The 17791-nt window shown below is 56.1% G+C and carries 15 protein-coding genes and 1 rRNA gene; 1 reads left to right on the top strand and 15 read right to left on the bottom strand.

The features are described 5' to 3' along the window. The 15 genes from C230_RS0103335 to C230_RS0103260 form a co-directional block, all read right to left on the bottom strand. Positions 1-153 (bottom strand): 16S ribosomal RNA (locus C230_RS0103335); the annotation flags it as partial. A gap of 511 nt (positions 154-664) precedes the next feature. Further along, positions 665-1570 (bottom strand): EamA family transporter, encoded by a 906-nt coding sequence (locus C230_RS0103330; protein ID WP_018130628.1) that lies wholly within the window; start codon positions 1568-1570, stop codon positions 665-667. Between the two features lies 1 nt (position 1571). Further along, positions 1572-3278, bottom strand: coding sequence for an arginine--tRNA ligase (gene argS, locus C230_RS0103325; protein ID WP_018130627.1), 1707 nt, complete (start codon positions 3276-3278; stop codon positions 1572-1574). Between the two features lie 231 nt (positions 3279-3509). Then, positions 3510-4403, bottom strand: a complete 894-nt coding sequence (locus C230_RS0103320) for an aliphatic sulfonate ABC transporter substrate-binding protein (protein ID WP_018130626.1) — start codon at positions 4401-4403, stop codon at positions 3510-3512. 13 nt (positions 4404-4416) lie between these two features. Then, positions 4417-5181: an ATP-binding cassette domain-containing protein gene (locus tag C230_RS0103315; RefSeq protein ID WP_018130625.1), complete on the bottom strand. Its 765-nt coding sequence runs from the start codon at positions 5179-5181 to the stop codon at positions 4417-4419. Between the two features lie 37 nt (positions 5182-5218). Then, complete coding sequence (gene ssuC / locus C230_RS0103310; protein ID WP_018130624.1) at positions 5219-6004, bottom strand: aliphatic sulfonate ABC transporter permease SsuC; 786 nt, start codon at positions 6002-6004, stop codon at positions 5219-5221. Beyond that, entirely contained in the window at positions 6001-7146 is a 1146-nt protein-coding gene (gene ssuD, locus C230_RS0103305) for an FMNH2-dependent alkanesulfonate monooxygenase (protein WP_018130623.1), read from the bottom strand. The genes ssuC and ssuD overlap by 4 nt, the downstream gene beginning before the upstream one ends. A gap of 21 nt (positions 7147-7167) precedes the next feature. Further along, positions 7168-8196 carry a sulfonate ABC transporter substrate-binding protein gene (locus tag C230_RS0103300; RefSeq protein WP_018130622.1) on the bottom strand — a complete coding sequence of 343 codons (1029 nt, stop codon included), beginning with the start codon at positions 8194-8196 and terminating at the stop codon, positions 7168-7170. A gap of 128 nt (positions 8197-8324) precedes the next feature. Then, positions 8325-9152, bottom strand: coding sequence for an alpha/beta hydrolase (locus C230_RS0103295; RefSeq protein ID WP_018130621.1), 828 nt, complete (start codon positions 9150-9152; stop codon positions 8325-8327). A gap of 461 nt (positions 9153-9613) precedes the next feature. Further along, a complete protein-coding gene (locus C230_RS19265) occupies positions 9614-10378 on the bottom strand; it encodes a glycosyltransferase family 2 protein (protein ID WP_018130620.1) in 765 nt (254 codons plus the stop codon). Next, a complete protein-coding gene (locus tag C230_RS19260; protein WP_018130619.1) occupies positions 10344-11993 on the bottom strand; it encodes an alkaline phosphatase family protein in 1650 nt (549 codons plus the stop codon). The genes C230_RS19265 and C230_RS19260 overlap by 35 nt, the downstream gene beginning before the upstream one ends. After that, positions 11990-12994, bottom strand: coding sequence for an FTR1 family iron permease (locus C230_RS19255; RefSeq protein ID WP_018130618.1), 1005 nt, complete (start codon positions 12992-12994; stop codon positions 11990-11992). The genes C230_RS19260 and C230_RS19255 overlap by 4 nt, the downstream gene beginning before the upstream one ends. After that, positions 12973-14652, bottom strand: a complete 1680-nt coding sequence (locus tag C230_RS0103270; RefSeq protein ID WP_018130617.1) for an ArnT family glycosyltransferase — start codon at positions 14650-14652, stop codon at positions 12973-12975. The genes C230_RS19255 and C230_RS0103270 overlap by 22 nt, the downstream gene beginning before the upstream one ends. After that, positions 14649-15434: a hypothetical protein gene (locus C230_RS0103265; protein ID WP_018130616.1), complete on the bottom strand. Its 786-nt coding sequence runs from the start codon at positions 15432-15434 to the stop codon at positions 14649-14651. The genes C230_RS0103270 and C230_RS0103265 overlap by 4 nt, the downstream gene beginning before the upstream one ends. A gap of 79 nt (positions 15435-15513) precedes the next feature. Further along, complete coding sequence (locus C230_RS0103260; RefSeq protein WP_018130615.1) at positions 15514-16671, bottom strand: hypothetical protein; 1158 nt, start codon at positions 16669-16671, stop codon at positions 15514-15516. Positions 16672-16878: 207 nt separating this feature from the next. Here C230_RS0103260 and C230_RS0103255 point away from each other — a divergent pair, with 207 nt between their 5' ends. After that, positions 16879-17487 carry a PASTA domain-containing protein gene (locus tag C230_RS0103255; protein WP_018130614.1) on the top strand — a complete coding sequence of 203 codons (609 nt, stop codon included), beginning with the start codon at positions 16879-16881 and terminating at the stop codon, positions 17485-17487. Positions 17488-17791 lie beyond the last annotated feature (304 nt).

Genomic DNA, 17791 nt, shown 5'->3' with positions numbered 1-17791 from the left:
CGTTATCCCGGTCTGCCGGGCAGGTTGCCCACGTGTTACTCACCCGTCCGCCGCTGGCTTCCAGAGAGCAAGCTCCCCTTCCGCCCGCTCGACTTGCATGTATTAGGCACGCCGCCAGCGTTCGTCCTGAGCCAGGATCAAACTCTCAAAACATGGATGTTTTGTCCGGCGTCGTCACCACGGATGGCGACGCTCTTAGCCGGGCAACCACATCAAAAAGTTTTCCTAGCTCCCTACACGATTCAGTTTTCAAAGAACGACTTGGCCCTTTAGCGCCTTAGCGTTACATAGCGCGACCTGGCGGCTTCGCCGCCTTGGCGCGACTTGTGCCATTTGGGTACTTGTGCCCATTGGGTGCAAAGAACGACTTGGATCAGGATGATGTGCACCCTGGGCACTTGCCCTTGTGAGCCCAAATTACGAATCTGGTTGCTGCCGCTCAACAGCGACAACTATCAATTTACCACAATCGCATTGCCATTGCAACTGGCAATTTCTAACTTCGTATCACATGCTTTTGTTATCGCCGTTCGCTTTGCGTTTTCCGCATCTCTCGCGACAACGAATGTTATCATATCATCCTCCGCACAGGATCTCAATCTCGCCACACACCATTCTCCGAACAAAATCCGGTCAAAAAACAAAAAGCCCACGAATAGATACCTTATTCATGAGCTTTCACAAGTTTATTGGCCGGTACTCGATCCAACAATTCCGCCACCACAATACCGGTTACGATCAGACCGATTCCCAGCCACCGGATCGCGCCGACCGGTTCCCGCAACAGAATCGATGCGGCAACCACCGCAACGGGCAATTCGATTGAGGCCAACAACCCGGCCAGCGTTCCGCCGACAACCGGAATTCCTTTATTGAACAGAATCGGCGGAAACACCTGACCGAAGCATCCGATTAGCAGTGCCCACATCCACAGCCCTTGACCCAACGTCCCGTTCCAGAGAAAATTCGGCGGAAACACGAAACAGATGGCAAGCACGGAAGCGGCTCCCATCATAAACGAATTGACAACGGCGGGCGTCTGACTCCTCGATTTTTCGTTCCAATAGAGGAATGCGCTGTACGTGGCCGAAGACAACAGACCGAGTAGCAAGCCCAAAGCCGACACTTGCCGCCAATCCGTTTTCCAAACGTTGACCGCCAACAACGTACCGATGATCACCAAAATCAGCGACAGCCATTTGGCAAACGTCGGCTTCCTGCGAACCACCAGATAATCGATCAGCATGATGATCCAGGAAAATTGAAACAGCAGCACAATCGCCAGCGAAGCCGGCAAATAATGCAGTGACGTATAATAAAAAACGGTCGTGCCAGCCGAGAACACCCCGAGCAAAAACAGCAACCGGAGTTCGGAGCGGGTCAAATTCCGGATCGTTTTCCAGTGAAAAGCGGACAGTGCAGCCAGCATCATCAGCGCAAAGAAAAACTGGCTGCTCGTCACATCCTGCGGGGTAAATCCCGCATCATACGCCATTTTCACAAATGATCCCAGCAACCCGTAACTTGCGCCGCCCGCCAGCACCAGCAAACTGGCAGCAATCCGGCTCATGTCAGATCGTCTCCAACGCGCGAAGCCCCAGCAAACTGAGACATTTTCCGATCACCGTCCGCGTCGTACTGACCAGCGCCAGCTTTTGCACGATTTGATCCGGCTCGCCGTCCAGAATCCGCGTCGTGTTGTAGTACCGGTTAAAAATCTGGCAAACATCGATCACATACTTTGCCACCACCGACGGATCAAACTGCTCCGTGGCCCGCTCCATCACATTCGGAAAGCGGCCGAGCAGCTTGACGAGCGACCATTCCAGATCGCCATCGATCGCCGAAACGTCCGTGAGCTCAACGGGCTGCGGCTCATATCCGCCTTTGCGCAGCAGGCTGGACAGGCGAGCGTACGTGTACTGCACATACGGCCCTGTCTCCCCGTCGAAGTTCAACGCTTCATCCCAGACAAAATTCACGTCGTTTACACGATTGTTTTTCAAGTCGTTGAAGATGATCGCGCCAACCCCGACCGTTTCTGCCACTTCTTCCTTGTTCGGCAGGTCAGGATTTTTCTCTTCGATAATTCCCGCCGCGACTTCGACCGCTTTCCGCAGCACATCCTCCAGGAAGACGACCTGCCCTTTACGGGAGGACAACCGCTGGCCGTCCACGAACATGGTGCCGAACGGAACGTGGACACACCGGTCGGCCGCCCACTGGTTGCCCATCAGTTCCAACACTTTGAACACCTGGCGAAAATGGAGTTTCTGCTCGGCGCCCACCACGTACACCAACAGGTCTGCCCCCATCTCCCGCCGCCGATACAAAGCGGCCGCCAGGTCCCGGGTCGCATATAAGGTGGCACCATCCGATTTCCGGATCAGGCAAGGTGGCATATCGTAAGCGGACAGATCGACAATCTCTGCTCCTTCGCTGATTTGCAGCAACCCTTTTTCCCGCAGTTCGTCTTCCACCGCGCCCATCTTGTCGTTGTAAAAGCTTTCTCCCAGATAATAATCGAATTCCACGTTCAGCAGCCGGTATGTTTTTTCAAACTCGGCGAGCGAGATTTCGATAAACCGCTTCCACAGCCGAACCGCTTCCTCATCCCCGTCTTCCAGCGCCTTGAACGCCGCCCGCGCTTCATCCTCCAACTCGGGCCGCTGTTCCGCTTCCTTATTGAAGCGAACGTACAAGGCAAGCAGTTGCCGGACCGCATCATCAGACAGATCGTATTCGTCTCCCCAATAACGGTAGGCGACGATCAACTTGCCAAACGATGTGCCCCAGTCGCCAAGGTGGTTGATTTTCATCACATGGTAGCCCTGGCTTTTGTAAATGTTGGCGATCGCGTTTCCGATCATCGTCGAACGCAGGTGGTGGATCGCAAACGGCTTCGCGATATTGACCGAGGACATATCGATCGCAACTTTCAATCCCTGCCCCCGGTTCGAATCGCCAAATCGATCACCGGCACGGGCAATCGCAGACAGAATGTCACGAACCACCGTTTCCCGCTTCAGGAAAAAATTCAAATAGCCGCCGACCGCCACCGCTTTCTCAAAGACGGGCAGCAGCTCACCGCTGATTTTTTCCGCCAGTTCGGCCGCAATCAAGTTTGGCGCTTTGCGAAACTGTTTCGCCAATTGAAAACAGGGAAACGCCAAATCGCCGTGCGCTTCCTCTTTCGGAATTTCGATCAAGCCGTACAATTGCGTCTCATCCAGCGCAACGAACGGTTTCAATTGTTCCACGATCTGTTGCCGATACATCCCGCATCCTCCCAAACGAAAAAGAAACACCCCTTATCATCATGCCGCCGGCTCGCCAAAAACCCGGTTGCCGACGGCCATGACAAGTAAGGGTGCAACTTCCAGCATCAATATAAGAATCGTATTCGAACGGGCAGATTATGTCAAGAAAGCAGGCTGACGAAAGTCAATGAGCCGGTGCCGTCAGGCTGTCCATCTCCTTTCTGCCGCTTGCCAACTCGTTCCGTTCATCTACCGTAGGTCGGACTGGATCACGGCATCTTGTACGCGAATTTTTTCCCGTACCAATCCCGCTTGATAGAAAGAGTCCGCGATGCGCTGCTGGGCGGCAACGACGTCAGCATTCAACGGATACACGCCGTATTGGCGCCTTTCCAGGGTGCGCCGCCAAATCTCTTCCGGAATTTTGGTTTGAATGGAAAATTGAGCGGCTGCTCGCTTCGGGTCTGCAAGTATTTTCGCTCCCGCATGCTCCTCCGCGTCCGCCAAATAGGGATCCCAAATCACCCAAGCGTCCGCGTCCCCTCGTTCAAATGCGGCTCTCGCATCGGATGGTTGCAGGTTGACCGGCGTAATATCCGAAATGGTCAAACCGACGGTTGCCAAAGCGGAAATCAATGTATAATGGGCGCTGGATCCTTTGGCAAAAGCCACTTTTTTCCCTTTCAGATCGAGTAAGCTCTTGATGGTCGAGTGCTTCGGCACGACGATCGCTCTAGCCACTTCCGGTTCATACGCCAGGTACACCAATTGCGCCCCGGGAGTCCCCTGCGCCAGTACTGCAGGCGCCCCACCCGCATATCCCGCATCAATTTTGCCGGCATTCAAAGCCTCCAGCAACGGCGGACCGGACTGGAACTCGAACCAGCTGACACGGATGCCGTGAGCGGCCAGTCTTTTTTCGATACTTTGCTTTTCCTTTACAAAAAGCAGAATGGAAGATTTCTGGTACCCGATTCGAAATTCTGTCGGCCAGCCTGCCTGTTCGCCCGGATGCGTCCCGGCTTCCCCGGCTTGCGAGGAAGCCCCGGACCGCACCGTTGCACCCCCTTTCCCGCACGCCGTAACCAACATCAGCAAGCACATAAACATCCCCAGAGCTGAAACGATTTTCTTATGCGTCATACGATCCCCTCCCTCATCCAACCTGATTCTCCACCAGCCGAAGCGGAACCGTTCCTTCCTCTCTGACAATACGACGCAACACTTTGTCAACGAATTCCGCAAACAGAGCGTTACCCCGGTGCCTGGGACGCGGCAAGGAGATCGGCAGATCCATCGCGATGGTCCCCTGTTCGATGAGGATCACCCGGTCGGCCAGGGTGACCGCTTCTTCCACATCGTGGGTCACCAGCAGCGATGTAAATTTTTGTTCCTGCCAAAGGCGCTCGATCAACCGCTGCATCTCGATTCGCGTCAGAGCGTCCAATGCGCCCAACGGTTCATCCAGCAACAACAGCCGCGGCTCGCTGACCAGAGCTCTCGCCAACGCCACCCGTTGCCGCTGGCCGCCGGATAGCACGGAAGGCCACTCGTGAGCTCGCTCGGCAAGCCCCACTTGCTGAAGAGCACGTTCCGCCTTTTCCAGCCAATCGCCTTTTAAGCCGAGCCCGACGTTTTCGATCACCCTCTTCCATGGCAACAACCGGGCATCCTGAAACATCACCCGCGCCTGCTCGTGCAGTCCTCGTACAGGTTGGCCATCGATGACGATTCTGCCCGCGCTTGCCGTATCGAGTCCGGCAATCAAGCGCAGCAGAGTGCTCTTGCCACATCCGCTGCGTCCGATGATGGCGACAAACTCGCCTGAATGGACTTCCAGATTGACCCCGCTCAACACTTCATGCGATCCATAGCTTTTTTGCAACGATTCAATCTTCAAATGAGTTCCGGCCGATTCCAATTCAAATCCTCCTTCTCCCCAAACCGCTGCCTGAAGCTTAAAGATTTTGGTAAACGGAGTTCCATTTCAGCCACCGTTTCTCGCAAAATTTGGCCACCGCATCGGCCAGCTTGCCAAACAGCGCATACAACAAAACGCTTACCACCACCACGTCCGTCTGCATGAATTCACGCGCGTTCATCGCCATATACCCGATTCCTTTGTCTGATGCAATCGTCTCTGCCACAATCAGGGTTAGCCACATGATCCCGAGCGCATACCGCACGCCAACCAGGATGGAGGGGAGCGCCCCTGGCAACAGGATCTTCCAAAAGAGCCCCCAAGCGTTTAATCCGTACACTCTTCCCATCTCCAGCAATCCCGGGTCCACACTGCGAATGCCGTGCAATGTGTTAACATACACGGGAAACAAAACCCCGAGTGACACCAGAAACAGTTTGGCCTGCTCCCCAATCCCAAACCACAGAATCACCAACGGAATCATCGCCAGATGCGGAATGTTGCGAATCATCTGGATGAAAGTGTCCAAAAGCGTTTCTGCAAACCGAAACACGCCGTTCACCAACCCGAATGCAAATCCAAGGCCGCCTCCCAGCAAAAAACCTGCCGCCGCCCGCTCAAAACTGATGGTGACGTGCCGGAACAGTTCCCCACTCCCGACCAAATGCCAGGCCACTTCCATCACCTGGGTGGGCGCCGGCAGGACTTTGGAAGACAACCAGCCGAATTGAGAGAGCCATTGCCAGATCCCCACCAGAATAGCGGGCAGCAGCCAGGGTACAAATCGGTTTGCCCACGCTGGGCCGCTCCTCTTTTGTCTCATACAGCCGCCTCCTTCCGCTTTGGTACCTGCTGGTTAGCGACGATTTCGCCAAACGGTCCCAGCAGTTGCATCGATCCGGTTTCCTGTCTCGCGTTCAGCGGCAGCAGGGGAAACAGGAGCTCGGCCACGCGGTAGGCTTCCTCCAGATGCGGATACCCTGACAAGATGAATGTCTCGATCCCCAGCTCGGCGTATTCGAACATCCGTTGGGCTACCGTTTGCGGGTCGCCTACCAAAGCGGTGCCGGCTCCTCCCCGGACAAGCCCGATACCGGCCCACAAATTCGGGCTGATCTCCAGCGAATCCCGGCTGCCGGCATGCAGGTTCACCATCCGGCGCTGTCCCTCTGAATCGAAACGGGCAAAAATTTGCTGGGCATGGGCGATCGTTTCATCATCCACATAGCGAATCAGCCGTTCGGCCGCATCCCACGCTTCTTTTTCCGTCTCCCGCACGATCACGTGCAGCCGGATTCCAAATCGCAGCTGTCTGCCCCGTTCCGCCGCCAGTCGGCGCACCTGTTCGATCTTTTCCGCCACTTGCGCTGGCGGTTCCCCCCATGTCAAATAGACGTCCGCATGCCTGGCGGCCACCTGTTGACCAGCTGCCGACGAGCCGCCGAAATACAAGGGAGGATAGGGCTTTTGCACGGGAGGAAACAGCAGCTTCCCACCTTTCACCTGCAGGTGATCGCCGTCAAAGTCCACCTCCTCGCCGCTTACCAGCAGCCGCCAAATGGTCAAAAATTCGTCTGTCACCCGGTACCGGGCATCGTGGTCGAGAAAAATTCCGTCGCCCGCCAGTTCTACCGGATCACCGCCCGTCACCACGTTGATCAGCAAACGCCCATGGCTGATCCGGTCAAAAGTCGCCGCCATCCGCGCGGCTGCGGACGGACTCATCAAGCCTGGCCGCACAGCCACCAGAAAACGCAACCGAGAGGTCACCGGCAGCAGCGACGAGCAGAGAATCCAGCTGTCTTCGCACGAACGCCCCGTCGGCACAAGTACCCCTTCATACCCAAGCGAATCGGCCGCTTGCGCAACCTGCCGCAAATAGGCATAATCGGTTGAACGGCCGCCAACCGCCGTTCCCAAATAGCGTCCATCCCCGTGTGTCGGCAAAAACCAAAACAGTCGCATGTGCATCATCCCCCGGATCGATTATCGATTTGACCGAAACAGTGCGTCCCTGACGGATATTTGCTTGGGAATCAGTCCGATGCCAAAAAAGGTGTCGGCAATTTTTTGTTGATCCGCTAGTACCTGTTCTCCCACCGGCTCAATTCCATAGCTTCTGCGCTTCGACGCCTGCTCCAGCGAGGCAATGTCAATCCCCAGTTCGGGCGACAAAAAGGCAGCCACTCCATGCGGATCCTGTTTTGCCCATTCGTCCACTTTTTTCACTTCCTCAAGCACGACCGTGATGATGTCGGAGTGTTCCTTCACAAAGGATTGTGACGCCAAATAAAACTCGCGGTTGGCGACCAGATTCGTCCCGTCTGCCAAAACGCGGGCGCCTGTCGCCTGTTGGGCGGCAGCGTAAAACGGATCCCAGATCACCCAGGCGTCGACACTTCCCCGTTCAAATGCTGCCCGTGCATCTGCAGGAGGGAGATAAACGGGTTGAATGTCGGCGATTTGCAAACCAGATTTTTCCAACACTTTGACCAACAGATAATGAACATTGGATCCTTTGTTGAGAGCGACTTTTTTGCCCTTCAGATCGGCAACCGAGCGAATCGATGAATCGCCTTTCACCAAAATCGCTTCCGCTTCGGGGCTTGCAGGTTCATTGGCGACGTACACCAATGGCGTTCCCGCCGCCTGGGCAAAAATCGGCGGCGACTCGCCCGTATGGCCGAGATCAATGCTGCCGGCGTTTAACGCTTCCAACAGCTGCGGACCGGCCGGAAACAACAGCCACTGCACCGAATAGCCAAGCGAAGCGAGCCGTTTTTCCAGGTTGCCCTTCGATTTCAGAAGATTGAGCGTGCCGTATTTCTGATAGCCGATCCGCACCACATGTTGCGCATCCTTGCCTGACGTTTGGCCGGGAGAAGCCGGCTGGCCCTGTACCGGTCTCTCGCCGGTCCCGCAACCGGTCAATGCCGGGAACAATGCCAGCAAGCCGATCGCCGCCGCCATCGTCCATCGGGCTGCCAATCGTTTCTTGTCCGTGTGCATCCGCATGTCCATAACCTCCATACCAGACGTTTACTTCAGAAGCAGACTCCTTTGTCGGAACACAAAAGGCCCCCCTGCCTGCAGCCGCAAACAATGGAGGCCTCCGGTCGTCCGGTCGGCAACTGATCGATTTCTTATATCACCCATCCGGACCATTCGATGTTTTTGTGATCGGCCGCAAGCCAACTGGCGGTGGCTTGCAACAACCGGATCCGGTGGCTGATGGAGGAAAACGTATGGTTCGCTCCCAAAATCACCTCCTTGTCGCACCTTCCTTTCCTTCTCAGCCAAAACGCGCGCTGGTACAGAAAGCAATAATCGACCGGGATCACCTCGTCGTCACTGCCGTGCACCAGCAGCACATTGCCCGCAAAGTGGCAGGTTTGCAGCAACGGTTGATGGATCGCCAGGGATTCGAAAAAACGGCTGGTCAGACGATAGCCGGAATAATCCACATACCCGGACTGCAAAGGCTGTTCGACCGCCTCTTCGCCGACAATGCGGATGATGTCGATAAACGGTTTTGCCACCGCCGCCCACATCACAAGCGATTTCACCCTTGGATCGAGAGCACCGGTCAGCAGCGCAACCGCTCCGCCCAAGCTGTGTCCGAGCAGCACCAGTCGTTCCCGGTCAATTACTGCGAGTTCCCACACATAATCGATCACATGCCGGGTCTGCCGAATCAGGTCTTCCAATCCTTGCTGTCCGTAATCCCCGGTGCTCTCTCCGCAACCGCCGTAATCGAAACGGACCACAATCGACCCTCGCTCCGCCAGATAGCGAGCGGTTTGCACAAACAGCCGATCGACTCCGATCCGCGTTTGCCCCCTCTCTGCCCTCTCGGCCGCTTGCAGCAAGGCGTCTGCAGGGGCGTTAACAACACGATCCTCTGCAGGGGGATAATGGATGGTCGCCGCCAAATCGATCGTTCCGCTCCGGATGGTCACAACCTGTTCCAAGTCACATCCTCCTCCCAATACGAAAGCCCCCTTCCCGGCGGCACCACAACCGCGCGGATACGGAGGCTTCTGGTCGTCCAGTCAGCACCTGTTGATTTTCGGGAACCGTTTCGGTCCAAAGCCGGAAACGGGTGAAAAAATCAAATTCCGACTATACAACTTTGTTTTCTTTGTATTTGACTTACCGTTAGGTTACAACGGCTTTCCGGTTTTGTCAACAAAAAAATGGAGCGCGGGCCGCTCACCCCGGCCCATACATGATTTCCAACCGGTCCAGCGAAAGCACCTGACTCGACCAGGTAGGCCCTGACATCCAGCACCGCTGCACCCGCCCGATCACCGGTCGAACAAGCGGTGACTCCGCCCCCTTTCAGCATCCGCCGGTCGCTTTGCCACTCTTCTGCAGCATGTTCACGATGCTGAATACGGCCTGCTTCAGTTCCCCCAGCCGCATTACCACCTTAACGCCGGTTGGCAGTTTCGATCGTCCAGTGTGAAGCCGCTGTCCGATTCTCTGATTCGCTCCGGCCAGTCCCCGGCTTCCGCCGCATCTCCCGCACGATCGCCGGCAGCACGTGCCGCACATACGCCCAGAAGCGAATGAAAGACCGCCCCGTCGTCCGCACTTTATACGGAATCGGCACTTCCGCCAGGCGGTATCCCTGTCGCACGATGTTGATCGTCATCACTTGCGCGTAATTGTAGTCATGGATGATGTCCAGGGTAGCCAGCACCTGCCGCGAGAAGGCGCGGAAGCCTGTTTGGCCGTCGCTGATTTTTTTGCGCAGAAGCAGCACCTGCAACCAGGTGAAAAAAAAGTTCCCCAGCCGCCGGTGCAGCTTCATGCCGCGAATCGTCCCGGCAAACCGCGACGCCAGCACATAGTCGGCCTGTCCGGCGCGAATCGGCGCCACCACTTGCGGGATATAATCAGCCGGATATTCATCGTCCGCATCGATCATCACGGCAAAATCGGCCCCCAGCCGATAGGCCACCCGCAGCCCCTCGCGAACGGCCGCCCCCAATCCGCGGTTGGCGGGAAACGACAAAATATGATCCGCCCCCGCCGCCCGAGCCACCAGAGCGGTGCGGTCCGTCGAGCCGTCATCGACAACCAGCACCTCGACCCGCACCTGCGGATCGAACTCTCTCGGGACCTTGCGGATAACGGTCGCTATTGACTCTTCCTCATTAAAAGCCGGAATCACGACGATCAGTTTCTTCATGCTGTAACTCCCTCTTTGCAGTCTCTGTATCGCTCCAAGATTGGTCGGCGACATCCTGCGACCTGTCGGCAAGCGGATCGATCGCTTCCAGAAGCACAGGCCCGCGCGACTTGTCGGGATACGGAATTCCGAGCAAATAGCAGAGGGTCGGCGCCAGCGAAACGATGCTGCGCAGCTCTTTCACCTCAACTCCCCGCTTCATGCAAGGCCCGTGCAAAAGGAACGGCACAAACCGCTCGCCCTCATCGAGGTGACCGTGCCCGCCGATTCCGTTCCCCTGCCCGTGGTCGGCCATCACCGCCACGACCGTATCGTCGTGGAACCCCTCCTGTTCCATCCACCGGTAAAAATCCTCGATCAGCCGGTCAGTCTCCCTGATTTTCTCCAGATACTCGGGATACAGCACGCCGCGGCTGTGACCGGTCTGGTCGACCGCGATCAGCTGGATCACCATCAGATCCGGATTTTCGCGACGCATGATCTCTTTTGCCCGCGCCATGATCTTGTGGTCGACGATGTCGTTTTTTTCGACCGAGGTGAAGCTCTCCACATAGTCTCCGAACGCATCGATCAGGTGAGCGCAGCCGAACAGGATCCCTTTTCGCCCCTGCTGTTTCAGCTTGTCAAAAACGCTCTCGACGCGGACTCCCAGCTTCCACACCATGTTCGAGCGAATCCCGTGTTCGCGCGGGTAAGTCCCGGTGAACATGGAAGAAAAACAGACCACCGTTCGCGCCGGATAGACGGTCTCCATGCGGTCATAGTACACGCCCGTTGTTCGCAAATGGTGCAAAAAAGGCGCGTCCGCCTGCTCGAAACGCTCCTTGCGGCAGCCGTCGATCACGATCACCACCGCCCGTTTGGCAAGCGGCCGGGAAACTTCGGCATTGGACGTATAAGTCGGGTATTCTTGCGGTTTCCAGTTAAAAAGCAGCCTGTGAACGAGCCAACTGAAAACAGCCACCCCCGCTACGAATCCGGCATACGCTACCCAGTCAATTGGAGCGCCGGAAGCGGCTGTCCCGGCAAACAGACCACCGGTTCCGGCAACCGCTCCCCTGTCTGCGATCCCGGCACCCCAGTCTGTGTTCCCGGCACCCGTCTCCCTACCGGCGCTGCCGGCGGCTGCCAGCCCGTGATAACTCCAATCCAGGACCAGCAGCAGCAAAAACACCTTCGGCAATTGTTCAAACACGTTGCCGCTTGTGGAATCACTATTTCTCAAAAACAGCTTCCAAATTCGCGTGAAATTCCACCACGTGGTGCCGATCCGCAAATGGTAATACAACGTCCCCCAGAAAAACACGGTAAAAAACGTGTACAAACCGAACGCCCACAAGAGCAGCCTGCCGTTCCAATAGCCGTACATAGCGACAAATGAAATCAGGGGACCCAACAAAAACCAACGCATGTGCAGCGGAAAATCGAACACATAATAGACGAGAAACAGCGGAAGCGTCAGCAGCAGCGCCTCTCCCAGCCGCAGCCAGTCGACATCAAACCGGTTGGCAAGCAGAAAAACGGACAAGACGAATACCGGGGTAAACGTCTTGCCCTCATTCAGCACGTTCCAACAGCGGGCGGCGATGATCTCAAACCAGGAAGCCGATTTCACGATTCTTTCGCCACCTTTGCATTCGCATGCAGCGTCTCGGCTCCTGCTGTGGAATTCGCTTGCAGCGTCTCGGCGCCTTCCACGGAACCCGCTGGCCGCGTTCGGCCGCTCGTGGCGGAGCTTGCATCTTGTTTCTCCGTGTCGGCCTGCGGACGCCTCAGCAGCAGATACAACACCGCAAAATATCCGATGTACAGCAGCACTTCCTCCAACGAAGGCGACGAGGAGTAGCCGAACAAGGATTTCATGAAAAGGCCCACCTGTCCCGAAATGAGCGGATGTCTCCCGGTATCCCGCACATAGTGGTCATAATCGATCGGATGCTCCGGCATCAGCCAGGTGAGATCATACACATGCGGCAACACGCTGCCCACGATGTTCAGGTCCTGCAGCATCGAGAACGCCTGCACCAGCAGTCCCGCGGCGATCAGGACGATAAACGCTCCGGTAACCTGAAAGAACGTTTTCAGCGGAATCCGCATCGTGCCCTTGAAGAACAAATAGCTGACGACGGCCGCGATCAGAATCCCGCTGACCGCCCCCCAATTTTGCATCGCGGCGCCGATATTGCCGCCCGAAATCGCCGCAAAGAAAAATACGGTCTCCACCCCTTCCCGCAGCACCACCAGGAACGAGTGGATCACCATGCCCAGCACATTGCCGGCCGTGACGAATTGGTCGAGTTTCCCTTCCACTTTGCCTTTGATGTCCCGGCTCTGCTTCGCCATCCAGAACACCATCTGCGTCAGGAGCAGAGCGGATATGAACATGATCGCGATTTTCAGATACATTTCGCTGCCCATCGCGGCAAAGCCGGTCAGCACCACCTGGAACAAGAGCGCTGCACCGAAGCTGGCGGCCACGGCCAACACCGCCCCAAGCCAGACGTATTTTATGAATTCGGGACGTTGCACCCGTTTCAAGTAGGTCGTGATAATGCCGACGATCAGGAACGCTTCCAACGCCTCGCGAAACGTGATCAATAACGCTTGGATTTCCATGCCAATTCCCCCTTGCCCTGCCGAAGCTGATCATACAAAAGCGGTGCAGCTTCGTACAGGACAATTGTATGATAGGTCGGGTACAGCCAGGGATTCCCCCGAAACTCCCGCACTTCCCGGAACAGCCCCCGCACATCGCGGTCCATTCCGTCAAGCAGCGCGTTTGTCGCAAAAATTCGGGCAGGCGGCTTTTCATACTGCAAAATCTCCGTCCGGAAGTCTTCCCATTTTCGCAGCCGAATCACCGTATGGGCTGGCGTGACATAGTTGAGTACCCGCTGTTCTTCCCATGCAAAAATCAGGCTGTCATCCACCGGAACATTGGCGGCCACATAGCGGGCGAGCTGCATCATCGGCGATTCGGCCGCATGCGCCTCCCGCAGCAGCGGAACCGACACGCCGGTAACACCCGCCAGCCACACAACTCCCACCATCGTAAAAATGGCTCGCTGCAAGAAACGTTGTTGTGCGGCAAAAGCAGAAAACCGCCACATCCCCGCTGCCAACAAGTAAAGAATTGGCGGCAACAGCGGCAAAATATGCCGCGGCTTCTCCACGTTCTGGGCGAAAAACGCCCACAGCAAATACGGGACGATCCAGATGAACAGGAACGCGGCCTGTTTGCGTGTCAGCCGGAATTCCCCCTGATTCGCGGCCGGCCCCCTCAAGCGGAGCCGGCCGACCAGCCCTGCTATCCCCACGAATACCGAAATCGTCCCAATCCACCGCCATCCGAAAGCCCAGGACCAGGTTGCCGGATGCCCGTTTGCCGAATCGTTTTCCCACCAGACCGTGCCCACCCCGGCGGCTCCAATCTGCCGCAGGAAAAACAGTTTTGCCCGTTCTGCGAGCGAATCCCCGGCGTGATAGGCGCCTCCCCAATCGGAGAAATGGCCGCCGGTGAAGGAAAGCGCCAGCGTCAGAAAGGAGTCGATTCCGCCGGTCGAGTGCACCAAGGCGGCCAGCCAAACAAAACACGTCACCCCGACAGCTCCAGCGGAAATGACGGCACTGCGGACGCGCCATTTAACAGGGATTTCGCGTCGGCGCACCGCATAGAGGATGGCGTACAGCCAAAGCGCTGCCAGCGGCAGATAGGAAACTCGCACCCCCAGCAGCAACCCGAGTGCAACGCCCGCTGCAACAAGCTGACACCCCATCCCATCCGCCGCCCGCCAGGCACAATACGCTACCCACGCCGCAAAAAACGCGCCGAGCGAATCGGACATCGGCTGGATGCTCATGACAAGCGGCAGGGGCGCCAGGCTGTACAACCAAACCGCCAGGCGGGCGACTGGGGCCGGGCCCATCCGATGAAACAGCAACCACAGCGGGATGATCGTGAATCCCCCGGCAACGGCAGACAGTAAGGATAAAGCGAAAAACGGATTGTCCGGCCGCAGATCAAACAGATGCCCCAGCAGGATATACACCGGATAACCGGGAAAATGCGGCTGCATCCGCGATAGATCGTACTGGTTGAGCGCCAGCGCAAAATCGACGTCGTCCCAGCCGGTCGGATACGAGGCGATGAATAGTAGCCGCACTGCGACTGCCGCCGCAGTCAGCACCGTCAGATGAAGGAGCGGCCGCCAACTAAACTCTCTCTCCGTTGCCGGAACGTGGACGACCCGCCCCCAGTCGGACGATCCGCTCACCGCCGCATTTTCCTCCGGGTGTACACGACAATTCCGGCGATCACCAGCACGATCACCGCAATCGGCAGCCAGTTTCGAATCTCGGAAAAATCGGTTCCGGCTTGCTTGTTCCGGTTCTGCTCATTGCTGGGGTCGCTGCCTTCCTTGAAATGGCCGACCTCCAAACTTTTCAGCCCAAACCGATCCTGCAGCGATTTCAATATTTTCTCCTTGCTCGCTTTGAACGCGTTCGGGTCCGGCTGTTTGACGCCGACGCCAAACAGCCCCGGATTGCCCAGCGAATCGAGCGCTTTTTGAAACTCTTGCCGCAGCGTGCCATCCAACGCCGGATCTTTTTGCTTCACTTCCGGCGACAGCGCTTCATAGGTTGCATTCGCTTTCGCCATCAGCATTTTCGCCTGCTTGTAATTTTGAAAATCCTGCTCGATGCTCGCAAACCGCCGGGCGATGTTGAGCACCAGGATTTTTTGCATGGCAGACATCGCACCGTCCTTGTTCTTGGCCCGCAAATCTTCCAGCACCGTTGCTGCCGGTTCCGGCCCCATATGCATATCGAGCTCCTCCTTGACCGGCTCGAACGCGGCCTGTGCTCCGGCAAAATCGGGCGGCGACTGGTTCAGCTTCGCCGCCATTTTTTTATAGGCTTCCGCCACCGCTTCCTCGTTCGGATCCCCGTACGAATAGGCGTGGACCGTTGCTGGAAGCAGCGAGGCAGCCAATGTGAATACAGCCAACCCGCTGAGCAACCCCCGCACCCATTTCAACATTTGTAATCTGATCATGGCCATTACCCTCCTGCCGCTGACGGCTGTCCCTGTTGCACAAACGGGGTACCCGGATCATACGGATACCCTGTGCTTACTATTTTCCTGCGTTGGCGAGCTTATCCAGCGAAGGCTTGATTTCCTTGTAAAGAGCTTCCGCTTTCGCCTTGTCGTTCGCCTTCGCCGCTTTCACCAGTTCGTCTGCTTGTTGCAGCAAGGTCTTGGTCGCGGCTTCCCCGAGAATTTTCTTGGCGTCCGACTCGATCACCGAGATGAACAGGGCGCCTTCCAACGCGGTGACCGGGCCTTTGTCCTTGCCGAAATTCTCGAAGGATTCCTGATACTCGCTTTTCGCCACCAGGGCAAACGCACGCACGAACGATTTGTTGATTTCATCGCCCTTGATTTCTTTCGCGTCTGTCTGCAAGTCAAACTTCTTCTGGATGAATTCCGCGTCCTCTTTCGCCGATTTCACCAGATAGCCGTAGAGCGATTGGTAGAACGCCCACGCTTCCGCCTGTGCCGCTTTGGCGTCCTTGCCCTCCTTGACCGCTTTTTCGATCTTATATGCGTAGCCTTGCGCTCCGCCGGCCGCCAGATAGAACGCCTTCATCAGCGACTTGTCGATCACTTGCTTGGCCAGCGAAAAATCGAGCTTTTGCCCGCTGTCGACCGCTTTTTCCATGTCCTTGAAGGCGCCGTCGATCGTGCTTGCCAGCTGCGTCTGATACGCCTGGTCACGCTTTTCAACGGTGGTTTTCAACGCGCCGTAGAACGTTTCGGCCTCCTCGAATTCTTCCTTCGCTTCTTTCTTATCGGCGAAATGTTCCTCGATTTCCTTAAATTCGTGGCGCAAACTGAGGAAAAATGCTTTCAGCCCAAGCTTGTGCACCAATTCCTGCACCACGTCCGGTTTTAAACTGCCGTCCTTACCCGCCTTGATCGCATTGGAAATCTGCTGATCCAACTGCTCATTAAATTCGCTGTCGCGAGCCTGCACCAGCTTTTTCAGGTTGTCTGCATACAGCTTCGAGACTTTGTCGAAATCGACTTTTTCGCCCTTTTCCGCCTTTTCCAGTTCCTCGACCATCTCTTTGAACAATTTTACCTGGTCGGCGGGCGCCGCGTTTTGTTCCTTCGTCGCTTCCGCCTGCTGGTTCGCCTGGCCGGCCGGCTGGCTCGTTTGCTTTGCGCCGCATGCGGTCAGCGCAACTGAAGATGCAAGCACTGCGATTGCCCATTTTTTGTACGACACGTTTCTCTCCCCCTGATTATGCAGCCAGTTTGGAATCGTTCCAAACTAAATGATAATGATTCTCACTACCATTGATAGAATACATTGAAACCGCTAATCTGTAAAGAGGTTTTTTGCAAGAAAACATGTAAACAAAATCCAAACTTTGCCCGAATAGTATAGAAAGCGATGATGGGGACCATACAATGAAAGAAGGGGGGATTTTCCATGTTGGCCTACTTCTCATCCACCAAAATCCGGCTGCTGCTGGCAGGATTGCTGGTGTTTGCAGGGGGGATCGGCGTTGGGGCGGTCAGCTCCTATATCTCCAGCGATGACCAGGTCCCCGAATTGCTGCAGAAAGGGGACGCCGCATACGAGGCGCAAAAATGGGCGGAAGCGCTCGCATACTACCGCAAGGCAGTGGTCTTCAAACCGAACAGCAAAGAGATCAACCAGAAAATCAAACTGGCGGAAGAAAAATTGAATAGCGTGCAAATCGGAACCGCTTCCGGCAACGCATCTGCTCCGGCGGCGACCAACCAGCCGCCATCTGCCAACCAACCGTCTGCCGACCACCCGGCCGCCAATCAGCCGGCCCAAACCCAGTCGACCGATCAGACGCAGGCGGCCGATGCAAATGCGGAAAACACCGTTCCCAATTTGCTCGGCCTCAGCAAAAGTGACGCGGAAAATCTGCTGCTATCCAAACACATGCGATACAGATATTCTATCGTGGCGTCCGATGCACAATCCGGAACGGTCTTCAAGCAAGAACCGGCACCAGGCCAGCCGTATACGGCCGGGCAACGAGTGGTTTTTTATGTGAGTCAGTGAAACCGGTCAAAGATGAGCTAATAGTAGCTCGGAATTAGAGAGATGAATCCGAGTCTGGACAAGGGGTGAATGGGTCAAAAATTGTCTATTTTGTTAACCTTGGAAAGCCATTTTCAAAAAATGGGCATGCCAAATAACCCGACAATATCGGGTTTTTAAAAAATATGGAAAAGGCCTGTGACTATGCAGCTAATTGGCTTGCAAACCATTCGTCCAGTGAAGGAAGGTTCGCTTTTCTTGCTTCTTCCAACCATGCGTCGGCATGTTGGCACATGGCAATCAAGTAGACTCGAATGTTCCAGTG

The organism is Effusibacillus pohliae DSM 22757 (assembly GCF_000376225.1).
GTDB classification, from domain to species: Bacteria; Bacillota; Bacilli; order Tumebacillales; family Effusibacillaceae; genus Effusibacillus; species Effusibacillus pohliae.
This window is presented reverse-complemented; position numbering and strand designations above follow the sequence as displayed.

What these genes read in the sequence shown, in the direction of transcription:
- C230_RS0103265 (WP_018130616.1), bottom strand. Translation starts at nt 15,434, where the DNA reads ATGATCAGATTACAAATGTTGAAATGGGTGCGGGGGTTGCTCAGCGGG.
- ssuD (WP_018130623.1), bottom strand. Translation starts at nt 7,146, where the DNA reads ATGCGACTGTTTTGGTTTTTGCCGACACACGGGGATGGACGCTATTTG.
- ssuC (WP_018130624.1), bottom strand. Translation starts at nt 6,004, where the DNA reads ATGAGACAAAAGAGGAGCGGCCCAGCGTGGGCAAACCGATTTGTACCC.
- argS (WP_018130627.1), bottom strand. Translation starts at nt 3,278, where the DNA reads ATGTATCGGCAACAGATCGTGGAACAATTGAAACCGTTCGTTGCGCTG.
- C230_RS0103255 (WP_018130614.1), top strand. Translation starts at nt 16,879, where the DNA reads ATGTTGGCCTACTTCTCATCCACCAAAATCCGGCTGCTGCTGGCAGGA.
- C230_RS0103320 (WP_018130626.1), bottom strand. Translation starts at nt 4,403, where the DNA reads ATGACGCATAAGAAAATCGTTTCAGCTCTGGGGATGTTTATGTGCTTG.
- C230_RS19265 (WP_018130620.1), bottom strand. Translation starts at nt 10,378, where the DNA reads ATGAAGAAACTGATCGTCGTGATTCCGGCTTTTAATGAGGAAGAGTCA.
- C230_RS0103330 (WP_018130628.1), bottom strand. Translation starts at nt 1,570, where the DNA reads ATGAGCCGGATTGCTGCCAGTTTGCTGGTGCTGGCGGGCGGCGCAAGT.
- C230_RS19255 (WP_018130618.1), bottom strand. Translation starts at nt 12,994, where the DNA reads ATGGAAATCCAAGCGTTATTGATCACGTTTCGCGAGGCGTTGGAAGCG.
- C230_RS0103300 (WP_018130622.1), bottom strand. Translation starts at nt 8,196, where the DNA reads ATGCGGATGCACACGGACAAGAAACGATTGGCAGCCCGATGGACGATG.